This window comes from Micromonospora sp. NBC_01405 (assembly GCF_045040155.1).
In the GTDB taxonomy this organism is placed as follows: Bacteria; Actinomycetota; Actinomycetes; order Mycobacteriales; family Micromonosporaceae; genus Micromonospora.
This window is the reverse complement of record NZ_CP109532.1, coordinates 2,423,592-2,440,037: the sequence shown is the minus strand read 5'-3', so window position 1 is coordinate 2,440,037 and position 16,446 is coordinate 2,423,592. Positions and strand designations below refer to the sequence as shown.

Genomic DNA, 16,446 nt, shown 5'->3' with positions numbered 1-16,446 from the left:
GTGGGCGCGATCACCGGAACGTTCAAGGGCTTCGGAGTCACCTTCTCGCACATGTTCAAGAAGGTCGTCACGACCGACTACCCGTTCAAGCCGCCGGTCCCGGCGCCGCGCTACCACGGGCGGCACGTCCTGAACCGGCACCCGGACGGCCTGGAGAAGTGCATCGGCTGCGAGTTGTGCGCCTGGGCCTGCCCGGCCGACGCGATCTACGTCGAGGGCGGGGACAACACCGAGGAGAACCGCCTCTCGCCGGGTGAGCGGAACGCGTCGGTCTACCAGATCAACTACGCCCGCTGCATCTTCTGCGGGCTGTGCATCGAGGCCTGCCCGACCCGGTCGCTCACCATGAGCAACGAGTACGAGCTGGCCCGGGACAACCGGCAGGACCTGATCTTCACGAAGGAGCAGCTGCTCGCGCCGCTGCTGCCGGGCATGGAGCAGCCGCCGCACCCGATGCGGCTCGGGGACAGCGAGAAGGACTACTACGTCGGTGCGCTGACCAACCCGGGCACCTCGGCCGGTGCCGAGCACGCGACCAACAGCCCGGGCCGGTACCAGGTCCAGGAGCACCCCGGGGTGACCTTCCCCGGCGCCGAGCAGCACGCCCAGCGGGCGGCGGCGGGGAAGGGGGACAAGGCATGACCACGCAGACGGTGCTCGCCGCGGCGGGCGGGGTGTCCGGCGGCGAGGAGGTCACCTTCTACATCCTCGCCCCGCTGGCGCTGATCGGCGCGATCGGCATGGTCGCCGCGCGCAACGCCGTGCACTCGGCGCTCTGGCTGGTGCTGACCATGCTCTGCCTGGGCGTGTTCTACGTCCTGCAGGCCGGGCCGTTCATCGGCATGGTGCAGATCATCGTCTACACCGGCGCGATCATGATGCTCTTCCTGTTCGTGCTCATGCTGGTCGGCCGGGACGCCTCGGACTCCCTGATCGAGACGCTGCGCGGCCAGCGGGTCGCCGCGGTGCTGCTCGGGCTCGGCTTCGCCGGCCTGGTGGGCGGCGGCCTGTACCGGGCGCTGCACGGCGTCCAGGCGGTGGGCCTGGAACAGGCCAACGCCGAGGGGAACGTGCAGGGCATCGCCCGGCTGCTGTTCACCAAGTACGTCTTCGCCTTCGAACTGACCTCGGCGCTGCTGATCACGGCCGCGGTCGGCGCGATGGTGCTGGCGCACGTCGAGCGGCGCAAGGAAGACAAGATGGACCAGGTCGCCACGATGAAGGCCCGATTCGCCCCGGGTAACTACCCCGGCCCGAAGCCCGGCCCGGGCGTCTTCGCCACCTCCTCCTCGGTGGCCACCCCGGCCCGCCTGCCCGACGGCCGGCTGACCGAGCGCGGCATCTCGCCGATCCTGCCGGTGCGGGAGCTGACCGACGAGGACACCTCGCTGAAGGGGACGGACAAATGACCCCGGACTTCTACCTGGTGCTCGCCGCGGTGCTGTTCACCATCGGCGCGGCGGGGGTACTCATCCGGCGCAACGCGATCGTGCTGTTCATGTGCGTCGAGCTGATGCTGAACGCGGCCAACCTGACCCTCGTCACCTTCAGCCGGATCAACGGTGACCTGAACGGCCAGATCATGTCGTTCTTCGTCATGGTGGTGGCCGCGGCCGAGGTCGTGGTCGGCCTCGCGATCATCATGTCCATCTTCCGGACCAGGCGCTCCGCGAGCGTCGACGACGCCAACCTGCTCAAGTACTAGAGGGGCCAGCAGTGGGAGAGATTCTGATGAACGCCCCGGCCGAGCCGGCAGGTGCCGTCGCCTACGCTTCGGCGAGTGGGCTGCTCGGCAGTGTCTGGCTGCTGGTGGCGATCCCGCTGGCCAGCGCGGTGATCCTGCTGCTGCTGGGCCGGCGGGCCGACCGCTGGGGGCACTGGCTCGGGGTGGCGTCGGTCGGCACGGCCTTCGTGCTCGGCCTGACCTACTTCTTCCAGCTACGCGGCCTGGAGAACAAGTCGGTCGAGCGGAGCCTGTGGGACTTCATCGCCGTCGGTGACTTCAAGGTGGACTTCGGTCTGCTGTTCGACCCGCTGGCCGCGGTCTTCGTCCTGCTCATCACCGGGGTGGGCTTCCTGATCCACCTGTACGCGGTGGAGTACATGGCGCACGACGAGGGCCGGCGGCGGTTCTTCGCCTACTTCAACCTGTTCGTCGCCGCGATGCTCCTGCTGGTGCTCGGCAACAACTACGTGATGCTGTACTTCGGCTGGGAGGGCGTCGGCCTGGCGTCGTACCTGCTGATCTCCTTCTGGTACGGCCGGCCGAGTGCGGCCACCGCCGGCAAGAAGGCGTTCCTGATGAACCGGGTCGGCGACGCCGGCCTGGCCATCGGCATCTTCATCATGTTCGCCACCCTCGGCACCACCCAGTACGACGAGGTGTTCAACGGGGTCGGCTCGCTGACCGCGACCACTGTGCTGGTGCTCGGCCTGCTGCTGCTGCTCGGGGCGACCGGCAAGTCCGGCCAGTTCCCGCTCCAGGCGTGGCTGCCGGACGCGATGGAGGGCCCGACCCCGGTGTCGGCGCTCATCCACGCCGCCACCATGGTCACCGCGGGCGTCTACCTGATCGCCCGGTCCAACCCGATCTTCTCGGCCAACTCGACGCTCCAGCTCGTGGTGGTCAGCGTCGGCGCACTGACCCTGCTGATCGGCTGCATCATCGGCGCGGCCAAGGACGACATCAAGCGGGTGCTGGCCTGGTCGACGGTGAGCCAGATCGGCTACATGTTCGTCGGCGTCGGCCTCGGCGGCGGGGCGTACGCGCTGGCCATCGTGCACCTGCTGGCGCACGGCTTCTTCAAGGCCAACATGTTCCTCGGCGCCGGCTCGGTCATGCACGGCATGAACGACCAGGTGGACATCCGCCGCTTCGGCGGGCTGGCCAAGCACATGAAGATCACCTGGCTCACGTTCATGATGGGCTGGCTCGCCATCATCGGCATGTTCCCGTTCTCCGGCTTCTTCTCGAAGGAGCCGATCATCGTGGCAGCCTTCGAGCGGGAGGACTGGACGGCCTGGCTGTTCGGCGGGGCCGCGCTGCTCGGCGCCGGGCTCACCGCGTTCTACATGACCCGGCTGTTCGTGCTCACCTTCAACGGCCCCAAGCGGTGGACCGAGGACATCGAGCACCCGCACGAGTCGCCCAAGCTGATGACGATCCCACTGATCCTGCTCGCCCTGGGCTCCGTCGGCGCCGGCTTCCTGCTCTCCACGTCCGTGCCGGACTGGCTCCAGGCCACCGCCGGGCTGGGCGGCCAGGAGGCGGGCCACCACGAGGCCGTCCTCGCGCACTGGCTGATCACGGCGCTCTCGCTGCTGGTCACCGTTGGTGGGGCCGGGCTGGCCTGGTTCCTGTTCCGCAACGGCACGGCCACCGAGCCGCAGCCGGCGGGTGTGCTGGTCACCGCCGCCCGGCGCAACCTCTACACGGATGCCGTCAACGAGGCGGTCTTCGAGAAGCCGGGGATCTTCCTCACCCGGGCGCTGGTCTTCCTCGACAACCGGGGCGTCGACGGGCTGGTCAACGGCCTGGCCGCCGCAGTGGGCGGGGGCTCGGGCCGGCTCCGGCGGCTGCAGACCGGATTCGTCCGGTCGTACGCGACGTCCATCCTGGCCGGCGCGCTGCTGGTGGTGGCGGCGTTCATGGCCGTGCAGGCGGGGTGGCTGGCGTGATCGACCTCTCTACGGCCGCCCCCGCCGGCGGACCAAGCAGTGACGACGGAGGTAAGGCCGCATAATGTCCAACTTCCCGTTCCTCTCGGTGCTGACCGTGGCGCCGCTGGTCGGCGCGCTGGTCGTGGCCGTCCTGCCGCGCCGCCGGCCGGACCTGGCCAAGCAGGTGGCCCTCGGGTGGTCGCTGCTGGTGCTGGCGCTGTCGGTGGTCATGTGGGTCAGCTTCAAGACCGGCGGTGACCGGCTCCAGTTCCGCGAGTCCTACACCTGGATCCCGCAGTGGGACGCCCGGTTCACCTTCGCCGCCGACGGCATCGCGCTGGTGATGCTGATGCTGATCGCGGTGCTGGTGCCGCTGGTGATCCTGGCGTCCTGGCACGACGCCGAGTCGTCGAAGCGCTCGGTGCCGGTCTACTTCGCCCTGCTACTCATCCTCGAGAGCACGATGATCGGCGTCTTCGCCGCCGCCGACGTCTTCCTGTTCTACGTGTTCTTCGAGGTCATGCTCGTGCCGATGTACTTCCTGATCGGCAGCTACGGCGGCCACCAGCGGCAGTACGCGGCCGTGAAGTTCTTCCTCTACTCGCTGGTCGGCGGCCTGTTCATGCTGGCCGCGGTGATCGGCCTCTGGGTCGTCGGCGGGAAGACCTTCGACTGGCAGGCGCTGACCCAGGTGGACATCTCCACCGGCACGGAGCGCTGGCTGTTCCTCGGGTTCTTCCTCGCCTTCGCGATCAAGGCGCCGTTCTTCCCGTTCCACACGTGGCTTCCGGACGCCGGTGGCGCGGCCCCGGCCGGGGCCGCCGCGCTGCTGGTCGGGGTGCTGGACAAGGTCGGCACCTTCGGCATCCTGCGGTACTGCCTGCCGCTGTTCCCGGAGGCGTCGAAGTGGTTCGCCCCCTGGGCGCTGGCGCTCGGGGTGATCGGCATCATCTACGCGGCGCTGCTCGCGGTCGGCCAGAACGACCTGAAGCGGCTGGTGTCGTACACCTCGATCGCGCACTTCGGGTTCATCGGGGTCGGCATCTTCGCCTTCACCACTCAGGCCGGCACCGGCGCGGTGCTCTACATGCTCAACCACGGCCTCGCCACCGGGCTGCTCTTCCTGGTGGTGGGGATGCTGGTGGCCCGGCGCGGATCGGCCCTGATCAGCGACTTCGGCGGCGCGGGCAAGCTGGTGCCGCTGCTGGCCGGGGTGCTTTTCTTCGCCGGCCTGGCCTCGCTGGCGCTGCCCGGCACCGCGCCGTTCGTCTCCGAGTTCCTGGTGCTGATCGGCACCTTCACGGTGAACAAGCCGGTGGCGGTGATCTCCACGCTCGGCATCATCCTGGCCGCCGCGTACGTGCTGTGGATGGTGCAGCGCACCACCCAGGGCACGCTCAATCCGGCCCTGGTCGAGATCGAGCCGATGCGCCGCGACCTCAGCCTGCGCGAGAAGTTCGTGGTCGCGCCGCTGATCGCGCTGATCGTGCTGCTCGGCTTCTACCCCAAGCCGGTCACCGATGTCATCAACCCCGCCGTCCGGGCCACCATGGAGGACGTCGGCAGGACCGATCCCGCCCCTGAGGTCGGCAGCGTCCAGGAGGCCGCGAAATGACCGAGCTGAAGTTGCCGTCGATCGACTACACGGCGCTCGCTCCGATCCTGATCATGCTCGGTGCCGCCCTGGTGGGCGTGCTGGTCGAGGCCTTCGTGCCCCGCAGGCAGCGTCACCTGGCGCAACTGTCCCTGGGCCTGCTGGCGGTGCTCGCCGCCCTGGTGATGGTGATGGTGAACGCCGACGAGCGGCTGCTCACCGCAGGCGGGGCGATCGCCGTGGACGGGCCGACGCTGTTCCTCCAGGGCGCGATCCTGGTCCTCGCCGCGATGGCGCTGCTGCTTATCGGTGAGCGTTCGGTGGAGCGGGGCGGGGCGTTCGTCGCCCAGGCCGCGGTCACCGCCGAGTCGCCCGACGACCGGCGGCAGGCCGAGGGCAGCAACGGGGCGACCGAGGTCTACCCGCTGACCAGCTTCGCGATCGGCGGCATGCTGATCTTCGTGGCGGCGAACGACCTGCTGACGATGTTCATCGCCCTTGAGGTCTTCTCGCTGCCGCTCTACCTGCTCTGCGCGCTGGCCCGTCGCCGGCGGCTGCTGAGCCAGGAGGCGGCCATGAAGTACTTCCTGCTCGGCGCGTACGCCTCGGCGTTCTTCCTCTTCGGCGTGGCCCTGGTGTACGGGTTCACCTCGGGCATCCCGGGCCGGCCGGCGGGCGTCGACTTCGCCACCATCCACGCCGCGGTGAACGAGTCCCCGGCCAGCAAGGTGCTGCTCTTCGCCGGCATGGCGCTGCTCGCCATCGGGCTGCTGTTCAAGGCGGCCGCCGCGCCGTTCCACGTCTGGACCCCGGACGTGTACCAGGGCGCTCCGACGCCGGTCACCGGCTTCATGGCGGCCTGCACCAAGGTCGCCGCGTTCGGCGCCCTGCTGCGGGTGTTCCACGTGGCGTTCTCCGGTGCGGCGTGGGACTTCACCCCGGTCCTCGGCGCGATCGCGGTGCTGACCATGCTGGTGGGCGCGGTGCTGGCGGTGACCCAGACCGACATCAAGCGGCTGCTGGCGTACTCGTCGATCGCGAACGCCGGGTACCTGCTCGTCGGGGTGCTCGCGCCGAGCAAGGACGGGCTCTCCGGAACGATGTTCTACCTGGTCGCGTACGGGTTCTCGGTGCTCGCCGCGTTCGCGGTGGTGACCCTGGTCCGGGACGCCGACGGGGAGGCCACCCACCTGTCCCGCTGGGCCGGGCTGGGCCGGCGCTCGCCGTTCTTCGCGGCGATCTTCACCTTCCTCCTGCTGGCCTTCGCCGGCATCCCGCTGACCAGCGGGTTCATGAGCAAGTTCGCCGTCTTCGCCCCGGCGCTGGACGCCGGCCACGCGTGGCTTGTGGTGGCCGGCGTGCTGACCAGCATGGTGCTGGCGTTCCCGTACCTGCGGGTCGTGGTGATGATGTGGCTGTCCGAGCCGGGCGAGTCCACCCCGACGGTCACCACGCCGGGCGGGCTCACCTCGGCGGCCCTCATGATCGGCGTGCTGGCCACCCTGGTGCTGGGCGTCGTCCCGGGCCCGCTGCTCGATCTTGCCAACGGTGCCGCTGAATTCGTACGATGACCGACCTTTCCCGGCGACGGGGCCGGCACACGACAGTGTGCCGGCCCCGTCGCCGTATCCCCCGTCCGGAGCAGGTCGAACGGGTGTGGCATGGTGGATAGCGTGGTGATTTCGGCTGGCGAGCGTTCAGGTGCCACCGGCTCCGCTCGGCGGAGTCGGAAGAGCACTGGTCAGTTCGGCGCGCTCGGCCTGCACTTGGCCGATTCCCGCGTCGAGGCGTCCGTTATGGGCCTGCTGGAGTCCGTCGAGGCGGAGCTGCGGGCCGCGGTGGCGAGCGCCGACCCGTTGGTGACCGAGGCCGCCCGGCACCTGGTGGACGCCGGCGGGAAGCGGTTCCGCCCGCTGCTGGTCGCCCTGGGCGCCCAGCTCGGCGATCCGACGAACCCGCAGGTCGTCCCCGCCGCCGTGGTGATGGAACTCACCCACCTGGCGACCCTCTACCACGACGACGTGATGGACGAGGCCGCCGTGCGCCGGGGCGCGCCGAGCGCCAACTCGCGCTGGACGAACTCGGTGGCGATCCTGGTCGGCGACTACCTGTTCGCCCGCGCCGCGGACCTCGCCGCCGACCTCGGCACCGAGGCGGTGCGCCTCCAGGCGCGCACGTTCGCCCGGCTGGTGCACGGCCAGATCGCCGAGACGGTCGGCCCCCGGGACGGGCAGGACCCGGTCGACCACTACCTGCACGTCATCGCGGGGAAGACCGGCTCGCTGATCGCCACCTCGGCCCGGTTCGGCGGCATGTTCGGCCAGGCGTCCGTCGAGCACACCGAGGCCCTGGCCTCCTACGGCGAGACCATCGGCGTGGCCTTCCAGCTCTCCGACGACCTGCTGGACATCGCCAGCGAGTCGGTGCAGTCGGGCAAGACCCCCGGCACGGACCTGCGCGAGGGAGTGCCGACGCTGCCGGTGCTCTACGCGCTCGCCTCGGACGACTCCGACGCCGCCTCGGTGCGGCTGCGGGAGATCCTGGCCACCGGCCCGATCGTCGACGACGACCTGCACGCCGAGGCCCTCGGTCTGCTCCGCGAGTCCCCCGCCCTGAAGCGGGCCCGGGAGACGGTCCGCAGCTACGCCGAGGACGCGCGTGGGCAGCTCGCCCCGCTCCCGGGCGGGGCGACCCGCCGGGCCCTCGAATCCCTCTGCGACTTCATCGCCGACCGCACGAGCTGACCCCCGTCAGCGGGCGCGCAGCAGGCGGGCCGCCGTGAGCATCAGGGCGGCCGAACCGAGCATGGCCGTTGCCGCCGCGAGCCACATCGACGGGTAGCCGAAGGCGGTGGCGGTCGCGCCAAGGGCCAGCGGGCCGAGGCAGCCGCCGGCGTACACCCCGGTCTGGGTGATCGAGGTGGCGGCGGCCGGGGCCTGCGGGTGCAGCCGGGCCACCGCGAAGGTCATCAGCCCGGGCCAGGCCCAGCCCAGGCCGAAGCCGAGCACCACGCCCGCCACGAGCGGCACCGGTCCGGTCAGCGCCAGCAGCATCAGCCCCAGGGCGCCGACGACGAGCATGCCGGCGATGACCGTCACGTGGCCGCCGTCCCGGCGGTCGGCCATGGCGCCGAAACCGATCCGGGCGGCCACGCAGACCACGCTGCCGAGGGTCAGGGTCAGCCCGGCCAGGCTCGGCGAGAGCCCCCGGCCGGCGGCCGAGTCGACCAGGAAGGTGCCCAGCGCGTTCGCGGCGGCTGCCGCCAGCGTCGCGGCCACCCCGACCAGTATCAGGGCCCCCGTCGCCCCACCGGCCCGCCGGTCGCCGGTCGGCCGCCCCGGACGGGCCTCCCGCGCCGGTACGAGCGGCAGCGCGGACAGTGCGGCGACCGTGCCCGCCACGAAGGCCCACCGCCAGCCGGCGGTCACGGCGACGGTCGGCACCGCCAGGCCGGCCAGCAGGGTGGAGAGCGGGATGGCCGCCTGCTTCACCCCGAACGACAGCCCCTGCCGGCGCGCCGGCACGTGTCGGACCAGCGCCGCGTTGCTGGCGAGCTGCCCCAGGGCGTTGGCGGCGGCGCCGAGCGCCAGCAGCACGACCAGCACCGGGTACGACCGGGCCAGCGCCGCCACGGCCAGCATGGACCCGGCGGAGAGCAGGATGCCGGCGCGGGCCACCACGGTCGGGCCGAGCCGCTCCACGAGGGCACCGGAGGGCACCGAGGCGAGCGCGCTGACGCCGAAGTACACGGACACGACCAGGCCCAGCCCGGCCGGGGAGAAGCCCAGGTCCGCGCCCATCTGCACGGCAAGGCCGCCGACCAGGAAGATGGGCAGGACGCAGGCGACGGTGGTGGCGACCGCTCCCGCGCCGGCCCGGAGGGGACGGCGGGCGGCGGCCGGTGACGCGGGGTACGGGGCGGTGCGGGTCATGGTCCCGCAAACCTACGCGAGCCCCCCTCGGACAACTCACCGTGTCGCTCGGGGCACTGACCGTTTAGGATGATCTGGCATCGTCGATCCGAACAGGCATTTCGCCGGACGCCTGGATTTCATATGGTGTAACTCCCCGGCGGCGGAGGTGGTTGTGCGCGACCCCTTGGCGGAACCTTCGGATCTCATCCGGAGTGTGTCCCGCGCCCTACGCGTGCTCGAATCGGTCGGTCGTGCCCCGAAGGGGTTGACCGTCAAGCAGATCGCGCGGCGCTGCGAGCTGACCGTGGCCACCACCTACCACCTGGTCCGCACCCTGGCGTACGAGGGCTATGTGATCCGCCGGGAGGACGGCACGTACATCGTCGGGCTGGAGATCGCCGACCGGTACCGCGAGCTGGTCACCGCGTTCCGGGGGCCGGCGCCGGTCGGCGAGTGCCTGCGGCGGGCGGCCCTGGACACCGGGTACAGCCACTACCTGGGCCGGTTCGTCGGCGGCCAGGTGGCGATCACCGCCGTCGCCGAGGGGCACCGCTCGCCGTACCTCGAGGACATGGTCCCGGGCTTCGACGAGGGGGCGCACGCCACCGCGCTCGGCAAGGCCCTGCTGGCCACCCTCACCACCGAGCAGCGCTTCCGCTACCTGCGGGAGTACGGCATGCGCCCGTTCACCAACGCCACCCTGACCAGCCCTGAGGCGTTCGAGGCGGACCTGGCGGCCGGCGACCGGCGCGGGATGCAGCTCGAACTGAGCCAGTTCCGGCAGGGCGTGGCGTGCGCCGCGGTGCTGGTCACCCCGGACAAGGACCTGGAACGCCGGATAGTGCTGGCCTGCGCGCTGCCGGCCAGCGAGATGATGACCTCCGCCCGGGTGGTCCGGGCCAAGCTGCTCACCGTCGCCCGCGCCGTCGCCGACGCCGCCGTCGTCGAGGGCTGAGACGACAGAACCCCCTCCCCGGTGGGAGGGGGCCGCCGTGCGCGCCGTCGCCGGTCAGCTGCCGATCGGGCCGCCGTCCAGCCGCCAGGTGACCACCACGCAGGGCGCGGGTCGGCCCGAACGTGAACCGGACGTGAACACCTGCGCCGGGTGTGCCTCCGTCGGCCCGTGGATGAACCGATCGGGGCCGCCGGACGTACTTTCGGGCGAAGGCGCCGCCGGGCCACCCGACGGCGCGACCCGCTGGACTCCCCGACGCCCGAGGAGGCCGCCATCAGCGACCACGACGCCCGACTGCTGCGCGCCCTGCACGACGCACACGCCGACGCGCTCCACGCGCACGCCCTGCGGCTGGTCAACGGCGACCGGACCCGGGCGGAGGACCTGGTGCAGGAGACGCTGCTGCGGGCCTGGCGGCACCCGGAAGCGCTCGACCCGACGCGCGGCTCGGTGCGGGCCTGGCTGTTCACCACCGCCCGGAACCTGGCCATCGACGCCTGGCGGCGGCGCTCCACCCGGGTCGGAGAGGTCTACACCGACGAGCTGCCGGAGCCCTCGGAGGCGGTCGACGAGGCGGAGCGGGCGGTGGAGGCGTGGACGGTGGCCGAGGCGTTGAACCGGCTCAGCCCGACCCACCGGGAGGTGCTGATCGAGTGCTTCTACCAGGGACGCTCGGTGGCCGAGGCGGCGGCGCGGCTGGGCGTGCCACCCGGGACGGTCAAGTCCCGCACCCACTACGCGCTGCGCTCACTACGGCTGGCGCTGGCCGAGATGGGGGTGACCCGTTGACCCGCTGCGAGTTCGCGCACGACGACGGCGCGTACCTGCTGGGTGCGCTCGCCCCCGCCGAGCGGGCCGCCTACGAGCGGCACCTGGCCGGCTGCGCCTCCTGCCGGGAGGCGGTGGCCGAGATCGCCGTGCTGCCCGGGCTGCTCGGCCGGCTCGATCCGGCGGGGCTGGTGCCGTTGCTGGAGCCGGTGGCCGAGACCTCCCGGGTGGACGTGCTGCTCGCCGCCGCGCGGGACCGCCGCCGCCGCGATCGCCGGGCAGCCGGCCGCCGGTACGTCGTGACCTCGCTGGCAGCCGCCGTGCTGGCGCTGCTCGCCGGGCTCGGCGCGGCCACGCTCCGGCCGGCCGCCGAGGTCACCCCGACGCCGGCTCCGCAGGTGCCGATGGCCGCCATGCGGACGGTCGCCGGCGCGGTGCCGGTGCACGCCGAGATCGGGCTGACCGGCACCCCGTGGGGCACCGAGGTCACCATGCGCTGCGGGTACGACCGGCGGGACGGCCACCGCAAGGCGTACACCTTCCGGCTGGTGGCGTACGGCCCGGACGGCGCGACGGAGCAGATCGGCTCCTGGCTGGCCGCCCCCGGCGACGACCTGCGGTTCACCGGCGCCACCCACTTCACCGACGGCGAACTGGTCCGCCTGGAACTCCTCCGCGCCGACGGCACCCCGATCCTCGCCTACGACGCCCGCTAACCCACCCCACCCCACCCCACCCCGCGATCTTGCAGTTGCGGCCCGGGCGAATCCGGCTAACGCGGCGAACCGGGGGCCGCGAGTGCAAGATCGGCGGGGGTCGCGGCGCGGCGGGCGTGGCGGGAACGGCGGGCGTGGCGGAGGGCGTCCGTGGTGAAGACCATCAGGGCCAGCCAGACCAGGGCGAAGCCGGCCAGGCGGGCCGGGGGCATCGGCTCGTGGAAGATCAGCACGCCGCAGCCGAGCTGGAGGATCGGCGCGACGTACTGGAGCATGCCCAGCGCGGTGAGCGGCAGCCGGTTGGCCGCGCCGGCGAAGAACAGCAACGGGATCGCGGTCGCCGCCCCGGCGAGCACCAGCAGCGCGGTGTGCCCGGCGGAGACGTGGCCGAACGCGAGGTCGCCGGTGGCGGTGAGCCAGCCGAGGTAGCCGAGGGCGGGCAGGGCCAGCACCGCCGACTCCACGAACAGACCCTCCGCCGCCGGCAGCCCGAGCCGCTTCTTGACCAGCCCGTAGGCGGCGAAGCTGACCGCCAGGGTGAGCGCCAGCCAGGGCAGCCGGCCGTAGTCGACGGTGAGCACACCCACCGCCGCCGCGCCGATGCCCAGCGCCAGCCACTGGGTGGGGCGTAGCCGCTCGCGCAGCACGGTCACCCCGAGCAGCACCGACACCAGCGGGTTGATGAAGTAGCCGAGCGCGGTCTCCACCACCCGCTCGGAGTTCACCAGGTAGATGTAGGTGCCCCAGTTGAGGGCGATCAGCGCTGCGGCGGCGGCGATCCCGGCCAGGGCCCGGGGGCGGCGGGCCAGCGCGCGCAGGAAGCCGACGTTGCGCAACGCGGCGAGCAGCAGCGTCACGAACACCACCGACCAGACGATCCGGTGCGCCAGGATCTCCAGCGGCCCGGCCGGCTGGAGCAGCTTGAAGTAGAGCGGGAAGAATCCCCAGAGCAGGTACGCGCCGAGGCCGTAGAGGTATCCGAGGCGGAGCGGGGTCACCTGTCCACCGTAAGGGGTGAATCGGCCCCTGGTTCCTTTCCGGTGAGCTGGCTCACCCGCTGGTCGTACTCCATCCAGCGGCCCGGGTCGACCGGGGTGAAGCCGACCTTCGCGTACACCTCGTGCGCGTCGGCGGTGGCCAGCACGATCCGTCGTACGCCGAGCTCGGCCAGGTGGTCGCGGGCCGCGCCGGCCAGCCAGGTGCCCAGCCCGTGCCCCCGGGCGACCCGGTCCACATAGACGTCGCAGAGCCAGGCGAAGGTCGCCCCGTCGGTGACCACCCGGGCCACGGCGACCTGACGACCGTCCCCGGGGCGGTACACGCCGAACGGCAGCGAGCCGGCGAACGCCCGCCCCACGGTCTCCCGGTCCCGCCCGAGCGCCCAGTACGCGTCGGTGGAGAGCCAGCGGTGCACCAGGTCGAGATCGAGCCGGGCCGGGTCGGTGCTGAGCAGGTAACCGTCGTCGCGGGTCAGGGTGATCACGCCCCGACGCTAACCCCGCGGCTGCGGCCCCTCGCCAGCCAATTCCCGCCAACTGGCCTCACCGGAAACGCTCAGTCGCGGTCGAGCAGGGCGCCCAGGAGCCAGGTGACGACGCCGACGAGGAGCGCCCCGAGCACCGCCGCCGGCCAGAAGCCGTCCACGTGGAACGGCAGCCCGGCCTCGCCCGCTATCCAGCTCGACAGCAGGAAGAGCAGGCCGTTCACCACCAGCGCGATCAGGCCCAGGGTCAGCAGGTAGAAGCCGCAGCCGACGGTCTTGATGACCGGCTGGAGCACGGCGTTCACGACGCCGAAGATCACGGCGACGAGGACCAGCGTGACGACCGCCTCGGTGGCCGAGCCCGTGTCGAGCGTGATGCCCGGGATGAGCACGGTGGCCAGCCAGAAGGCCAGTGCCGTGCTGCCCAGCCGGATCAGTAGACCCTTCAGGAAACCCATGGCCACGGATGGTGCCATGGACCCGCCACCGACGGAACCCGCGACCGGCCAAGTGGGCCGTGGGCCACGGCGGTTCAGCCCCGTCCCGGCCGGCCGACCAGTTGCGACTCGATCGGGGTGGGCGAGAGCAGCGCCCAGCGCAGCGCCCGCCGGTTCACCACCGCCACCATGTCCTCCCGGATCCGGGTCAGCCAGTCCGCCGATCCACCGAGGCCGAGCGCGGCCCCGGCGAGCGTGGCCTCGGCGGGGCTCAGCGGTTGCAGCACCACCAGGTCCGCCCGGCTCAACGGGTCGACGTCGGCCGGGGTGAGGTCGTCCCGGACCACCAGGGTGGACTGCCAGGCCGGCACCGGCCCGGCGGCCGGGGGCACCGGCCCGGCGTCCACCACGAGCAGCAACGGCCGCAGCGGAGAGGCGGGGCCGCCGCCCACCGGCCGGCCGGGTGGCAGCACCGGGATCGACCCGCCGGGCGTGCCGACGCCCCGGACGAACCGCTCCCATGCCCGCGGCCGGGTCGTCTGCACCGCCACCAGGGCGCCCAGCGCCATCGCCCGCAGGGCCACCAACTGAGCGGCCCGGACCCCGCCGACCAGCATCAACCGGGTGCCCTCCGGCCGGAACAGGCGGATCGTCACGGCCTCGCCGCGCCGGTTGGCGCCCACCATCAGCCCGGCCTCGCCGACCGGCAGCTCCAGCGCGTCCACGGCGACGGCGTCGACCGGGGCGCCCGGGATCGCCGACGCGAGCGGCAAAGTGCCGGCCAACGCCGGGAGCTGCTGGCCGTCGAGCCGGTCCACGTCGCCGCCGGCCGAGTCCACCAGCCCCCGCAGGGCCTGCGCCGCCACCGACAGCTCGCCGGGCGTCCAGGCGGCCAGCCGTACGGTCAGCTCGGCCGGCGGCCCCGCGCCCTCGACGCCCGTGTGGGGGCCGACGCAGAGCGAGACCGTGGTCGCCGCCGCCGGCAGGACGAGCAGCCGGGGCACCAGCCGCCGCCCACCGTCGGTGCGCACGTCCGGCACGCGGGACACCCGGAACGTGGTCTGCCACAGCGCCCCCGTGCGCACCGACGGCCATGACTCCAGCACGGGGTCGCCGTCGTCGCGATGAGCCAGGTCCGCGAGTACGCGCAGCGTGGCGTGCGCGCCGAGCGGGCGGGCGGTCACCGGCCCGAGCCGGCGGGCGATCCGCCGGACCACGCCGGAGAGGGCGATCCGGAGGTCCTCGTCGGTCCACCCGACGACGCGCAGCACCCGGATCGCGAGCAGCGCCCGGTCCCGCCCGGCCAGCCGTCCCTCGGTGAGCTGCCGGTACGACGTCGCCACCGTGCCGCCGCCGGACGTGGTGGCGGGCGCGGGTGAGCCGCTGAACAGCAGCTGGAGCCGGACCGGGGGCAGTTCCGGCGAGACCGGCGGCAGCAGCGTCGACGGCGCGGGGAGGCCGCGGGGGCCGTCGCCGAGCAGGTCGCCCGGGTCCCCGATCTCCAACACGGCGGTCAGCCCTTCGGCGTCGTCGACCAGCGCGGCCGGGCCGCCGGCCAGCTCCGCCGTGCGTACCGCCGCGCCGGGGGAGAGCAGCCCCAGCAGGCCGTCCGGGCCGGCGGTGGGCGCCGGGGCGTGTCGTCGGCGGAGATGGCCGACGGCGACACCGAACCAGCTGAACAGCCAGCGGCCCCGGACCCGCACCCACGAGCCCGCCAGCAGCGCCGCGGCCAGCAGCATGGCGACCCCGGTCGCCGCCGTGCCCCGGCCGACCCCGGCGGCGACCAGCGCCACCGCCACCTGCGAGGCGACCACCTGACCGGCCCGCCGCCCGGCCGACGGTCGCGGGCCGGCGGCGGGTATCCACTGTGGGGGCAGCGGCTGCCGGTGCGCCGGCTGGGCCGTGGCCACGGCTGCGGCTGCGGCTGCCGCCGTGGTCGTGGTCGTGGTCGTGCTGGCCGTCACCGCGCCTCCCCAGCGCTCGCCCGGCGACGCCGGGCGGAGTCACGGCGTCGGTGCGGTCGGTGCCGCAGCGTCATCGTATGACTCCGGCCCGACGCGGGAGGCCCGTGGTTGTCCACAGGGGAGCGCGGCGGGGTAGCAGAACCGCCACCGGGCGGCTACCGTCAGCGACGAGTTCGCTGAGTCCTCACCCGCACCGGCGCCTCCCGCCGGCGGGGCGAGCGGCGCGTCCGTCACGGGCGCGGCCGACGGCCAGCCACCCATCCAAGGAGACGAGGTGACGTCCGGGGTGTCCCAGACCCAGGCAGAAGCCGCGGTGATGCAGCAGACCGCCGCGAAGTTCGAGCAGGTGGACCAGTCCCTGCAGGCCATGCTGACCGGCCTGCTGACCGAGCTGGAGGTGTTGCAGCAGGCCTGGCGGGGTGCCGGTGGGCGCTCGTTCGAGCAGGTGAAACAGCAGTGGTCGCAGGACCAGTCGGCGTTGCAGCGGGCGCTGCGGGAGACCGCGTCCGCCATCCGCACCGCAGGCCAGCAGTACGACGCCTCCGACAACGAGGCCGCCAGCCGGGTCGCCGGCACCAACCGCGGCATCCAGTTGCCGCTGTAGCACTCTCCCGGAAAGGGGATCATCCGATGGACCACGGTGTGCTGGTCGTCAACTTCGCCGCCCTGCATCAGGCCGGCGCGGACATCCAACGGGCGCTGAAGACGCTGGACGACCAACTCGGGCAGCTCGAACGGGACGCCGCGCCGCTGGTGGCGGGCTGGGACGGCGAGGCCCGGCAGGCGTACGAGCAGCGCCAGACCCGGTGGCGGTCCGCCTCGCAGGACCTCCAGGCGATGCTGCGCGACATCAAGCTCGCCGTCGACGACTCCGCGTCCGACTACCTCGACACCGAGAAGCGGAACGTCAACCTGTTCCAGTGAGCCGTCCCCGGCGGCGTCCGACGGATGTCGG

At 72.7% G+C, this 16,446-nt stretch carries 17 protein-coding genes; 12 read left to right on the top strand and 5 right to left on the bottom strand.

Annotated elements, in window-relative coordinates; genetic code table 11:
* From nuoI to OG559_RS09840, 7 genes are all read left to right on the top strand, one after another.
* The gene (gene nuoI / locus OG559_RS09870; RefSeq protein ID WP_350883384.1) at nucleotides 1-642 is read left to right on the top strand and encodes an NADH-quinone oxidoreductase subunit NuoI; all 642 of its coding nucleotides are present in this window, start codon (nucleotides 1-3) and stop codon (nucleotides 640-642) included.
* On the top strand, nucleotides 639-1,409 hold the full coding sequence (locus OG559_RS09865; RefSeq protein ID WP_405114493.1) for an NADH-quinone oxidoreductase subunit J: 771 nt from the start codon (nucleotides 639-641) through the stop codon (nucleotides 1,407-1,409). The genes nuoI and OG559_RS09865 overlap by 4 nt, the downstream gene beginning before the upstream one ends.
* Nucleotides 1,406-1,705: an NADH-quinone oxidoreductase subunit NuoK gene (gene nuoK / locus OG559_RS09860; protein WP_350883381.1), complete on the top strand. Its 300-nt coding sequence runs from the start codon at nucleotides 1,406-1,408 to the stop codon at nucleotides 1,703-1,705. The genes OG559_RS09865 and nuoK overlap by 4 nt, the downstream gene beginning before the upstream one ends.
* Before the next feature lie 26 nt (nucleotides 1,706-1,731).
* Nucleotides 1,732-3,678: an NADH-quinone oxidoreductase subunit L gene (gene nuoL, locus OG559_RS09855; RefSeq protein WP_405116543.1), complete on the top strand. Its 1,947-nt coding sequence runs from the start codon at nucleotides 1,732-1,734 to the stop codon at nucleotides 3,676-3,678.
* A 64-nt stretch (nucleotides 3,679-3,742) separates the two neighbouring features.
* Entirely contained in the window at nucleotides 3,743-5,275 is a 1,533-nt protein-coding gene (locus tag OG559_RS09850; RefSeq protein ID WP_396671542.1) for an NADH-quinone oxidoreductase subunit M, read from the top strand.
* Nucleotides 5,272-6,825, top strand: a complete 1,554-nt coding sequence (gene nuoN, locus OG559_RS09845) for an NADH-quinone oxidoreductase subunit NuoN (protein ID WP_405114490.1) — start codon at nucleotides 5,272-5,274, stop codon at nucleotides 6,823-6,825. Before OG559_RS09850 ends, nuoN begins: the two co-directional genes overlap by 4 nt.
* A gap of 90 nt (nucleotides 6,826-6,915) precedes the next feature.
* Nucleotides 6,916-7,998: a polyprenyl synthetase family protein gene (locus OG559_RS09840; protein WP_405114488.1), complete on the top strand. Its 1,083-nt coding sequence runs from the start codon at nucleotides 6,916-6,918 to the stop codon at nucleotides 7,996-7,998.
* A 6-nt stretch (nucleotides 7,999-8,004) separates the two neighbouring features.
* Here OG559_RS09840 and OG559_RS09835 read toward each other — a convergent pair whose 3' ends face one another.
* Nucleotides 8,005-9,186 (bottom strand): MFS transporter, encoded by a 1,182-nt coding sequence (locus tag OG559_RS09835; protein WP_405114486.1) that lies wholly within the window; start codon nucleotides 9,184-9,186, stop codon nucleotides 8,005-8,007.
* Between the two features lie 154 nt (nucleotides 9,187-9,340).
* Between OG559_RS09835 and OG559_RS09830 the strand changes: the two genes are divergently transcribed.
* The 3 genes from OG559_RS09830 (at nucleotide 9,341) to OG559_RS09820 (ending at nucleotide 11,607) form a co-directional block, all read left to right on the top strand.
* On the top strand, nucleotides 9,341-10,123 hold the full coding sequence (locus tag OG559_RS09830; RefSeq protein ID WP_396671538.1) for an IclR family transcriptional regulator: 783 nt from the start codon (nucleotides 9,341-9,343) through the stop codon (nucleotides 10,121-10,123).
* A gap of 294 nt (nucleotides 10,124-10,417) precedes the next feature.
* Nucleotides 10,418-10,912 carry a sigma-70 family RNA polymerase sigma factor gene (locus tag OG559_RS09825; RefSeq protein ID WP_396672042.1) on the top strand — a complete coding sequence of 165 codons (495 nt, stop codon included), beginning with the start codon at nucleotides 10,418-10,420 and terminating at the stop codon, nucleotides 10,910-10,912.
* Nucleotides 10,909-11,607, top strand: coding sequence for an anti-sigma factor family protein (locus tag OG559_RS09820; protein WP_405114484.1), 699 nt, complete (start codon nucleotides 10,909-10,911; stop codon nucleotides 11,605-11,607). The genes OG559_RS09825 and OG559_RS09820 overlap by 4 nt, the downstream gene beginning before the upstream one ends.
* A gap of 56 nt (nucleotides 11,608-11,663) precedes the next feature.
* Here the strand turns inward: OG559_RS09820 and rarD are convergent, their stop codons facing one another.
* From rarD to eccE, 4 genes are all read right to left on the bottom strand, one after another.
* Nucleotides 11,664-12,605: an EamA family transporter RarD gene (gene rarD, locus OG559_RS09815; protein WP_405114482.1), complete on the bottom strand. Its 942-nt coding sequence runs from the start codon at nucleotides 12,603-12,605 to the stop codon at nucleotides 11,664-11,666.
* A complete protein-coding gene (locus OG559_RS09810; protein WP_405114479.1) occupies nucleotides 12,602-13,090 on the bottom strand; it encodes a GNAT family N-acetyltransferase in 489 nt (162 codons plus the stop codon). Before OG559_RS09810 ends, rarD begins: the two co-directional genes overlap by 4 nt.
* Before the next feature lie 71 nt (nucleotides 13,091-13,161).
* Nucleotides 13,162-13,548 carry a phage holin family protein gene (locus tag OG559_RS09805; RefSeq protein WP_405114477.1) on the bottom strand — a complete coding sequence of 129 codons (387 nt, stop codon included), beginning with the start codon at nucleotides 13,546-13,548 and terminating at the stop codon, nucleotides 13,162-13,164.
* 74 nt (nucleotides 13,549-13,622) lie between these two features.
* The gene (gene eccE, locus OG559_RS09800) at nucleotides 13,623-15,491 is read right to left on the bottom strand and encodes a type VII secretion protein EccE (protein ID WP_405114475.1); all 1,869 of its coding nucleotides are present in this window, start codon (nucleotides 15,489-15,491) and stop codon (nucleotides 13,623-13,625) included.
* A 286-nt stretch (nucleotides 15,492-15,777) separates the two neighbouring features.
* Between eccE and OG559_RS09795 the strand changes: the two genes are divergently transcribed.
* Together OG559_RS09795 and OG559_RS09790 are read left to right on the top strand one after the other, a co-directional pair.
* Entirely contained in the window at nucleotides 15,778-16,095 is a 318-nt protein-coding gene (locus OG559_RS09795; protein WP_396672041.1) for a WXG100 family type VII secretion target, read from the top strand.
* Between the two features lie 26 nt (nucleotides 16,096-16,121).
* Nucleotides 16,122-16,415, top strand: coding sequence for a WXG100 family type VII secretion target (locus OG559_RS09790; protein WP_350883357.1), 294 nt, complete (start codon nucleotides 16,122-16,124; stop codon nucleotides 16,413-16,415).
* The last annotated feature ends 31 nt before the right edge of the window (nucleotides 16,416-16,446 follow it).

Bases quoted from the DNA above. Each gene is read 5' to 3' on its own strand.
- nuoK (WP_350883381.1), top strand. From the start codon at position 1,406: ATGACCCCGGACTTCTACCTGGTGCTCGCCGCGGTGCTGTTCACCATC.
- OG559_RS09840 (WP_405114488.1), top strand. From the start codon at position 6,916: ATGGTGGATAGCGTGGTGATTTCGGCTGGCGAGCGTTCAGGTGCCACC.
- nuoN (WP_405114490.1), top strand. From the start codon at position 5,272: ATGACCGAGCTGAAGTTGCCGTCGATCGACTACACGGCGCTCGCTCCG.
- OG559_RS09835 (WP_405114486.1), bottom strand. From the start codon at position 9,186: ATGACCCGCACCGCCCCGTACCCCGCGTCACCGGCCGCCGCCCGCCGT.
- OG559_RS09790 (WP_350883357.1), top strand. From the start codon at position 16,122: ATGGACCACGGTGTGCTGGTCGTCAACTTCGCCGCCCTGCATCAGGCC.
- OG559_RS09805 (WP_405114477.1), bottom strand. From the start codon at position 13,548: ATGGGTTTCCTGAAGGGTCTACTGATCCGGCTGGGCAGCACGGCACTG.
- OG559_RS09850 (WP_396671542.1), top strand. From the start codon at position 3,743: ATGTCCAACTTCCCGTTCCTCTCGGTGCTGACCGTGGCGCCGCTGGTC.
- OG559_RS09865 (WP_405114493.1), top strand. From the start codon at position 639: ATGACCACGCAGACGGTGCTCGCCGCGGCGGGCGGGGTGTCCGGCGGC.
- nuoL (WP_405116543.1), top strand. From the start codon at position 1,732: ATGAACGCCCCGGCCGAGCCGGCAGGTGCCGTCGCCTACGCTTCGGCG.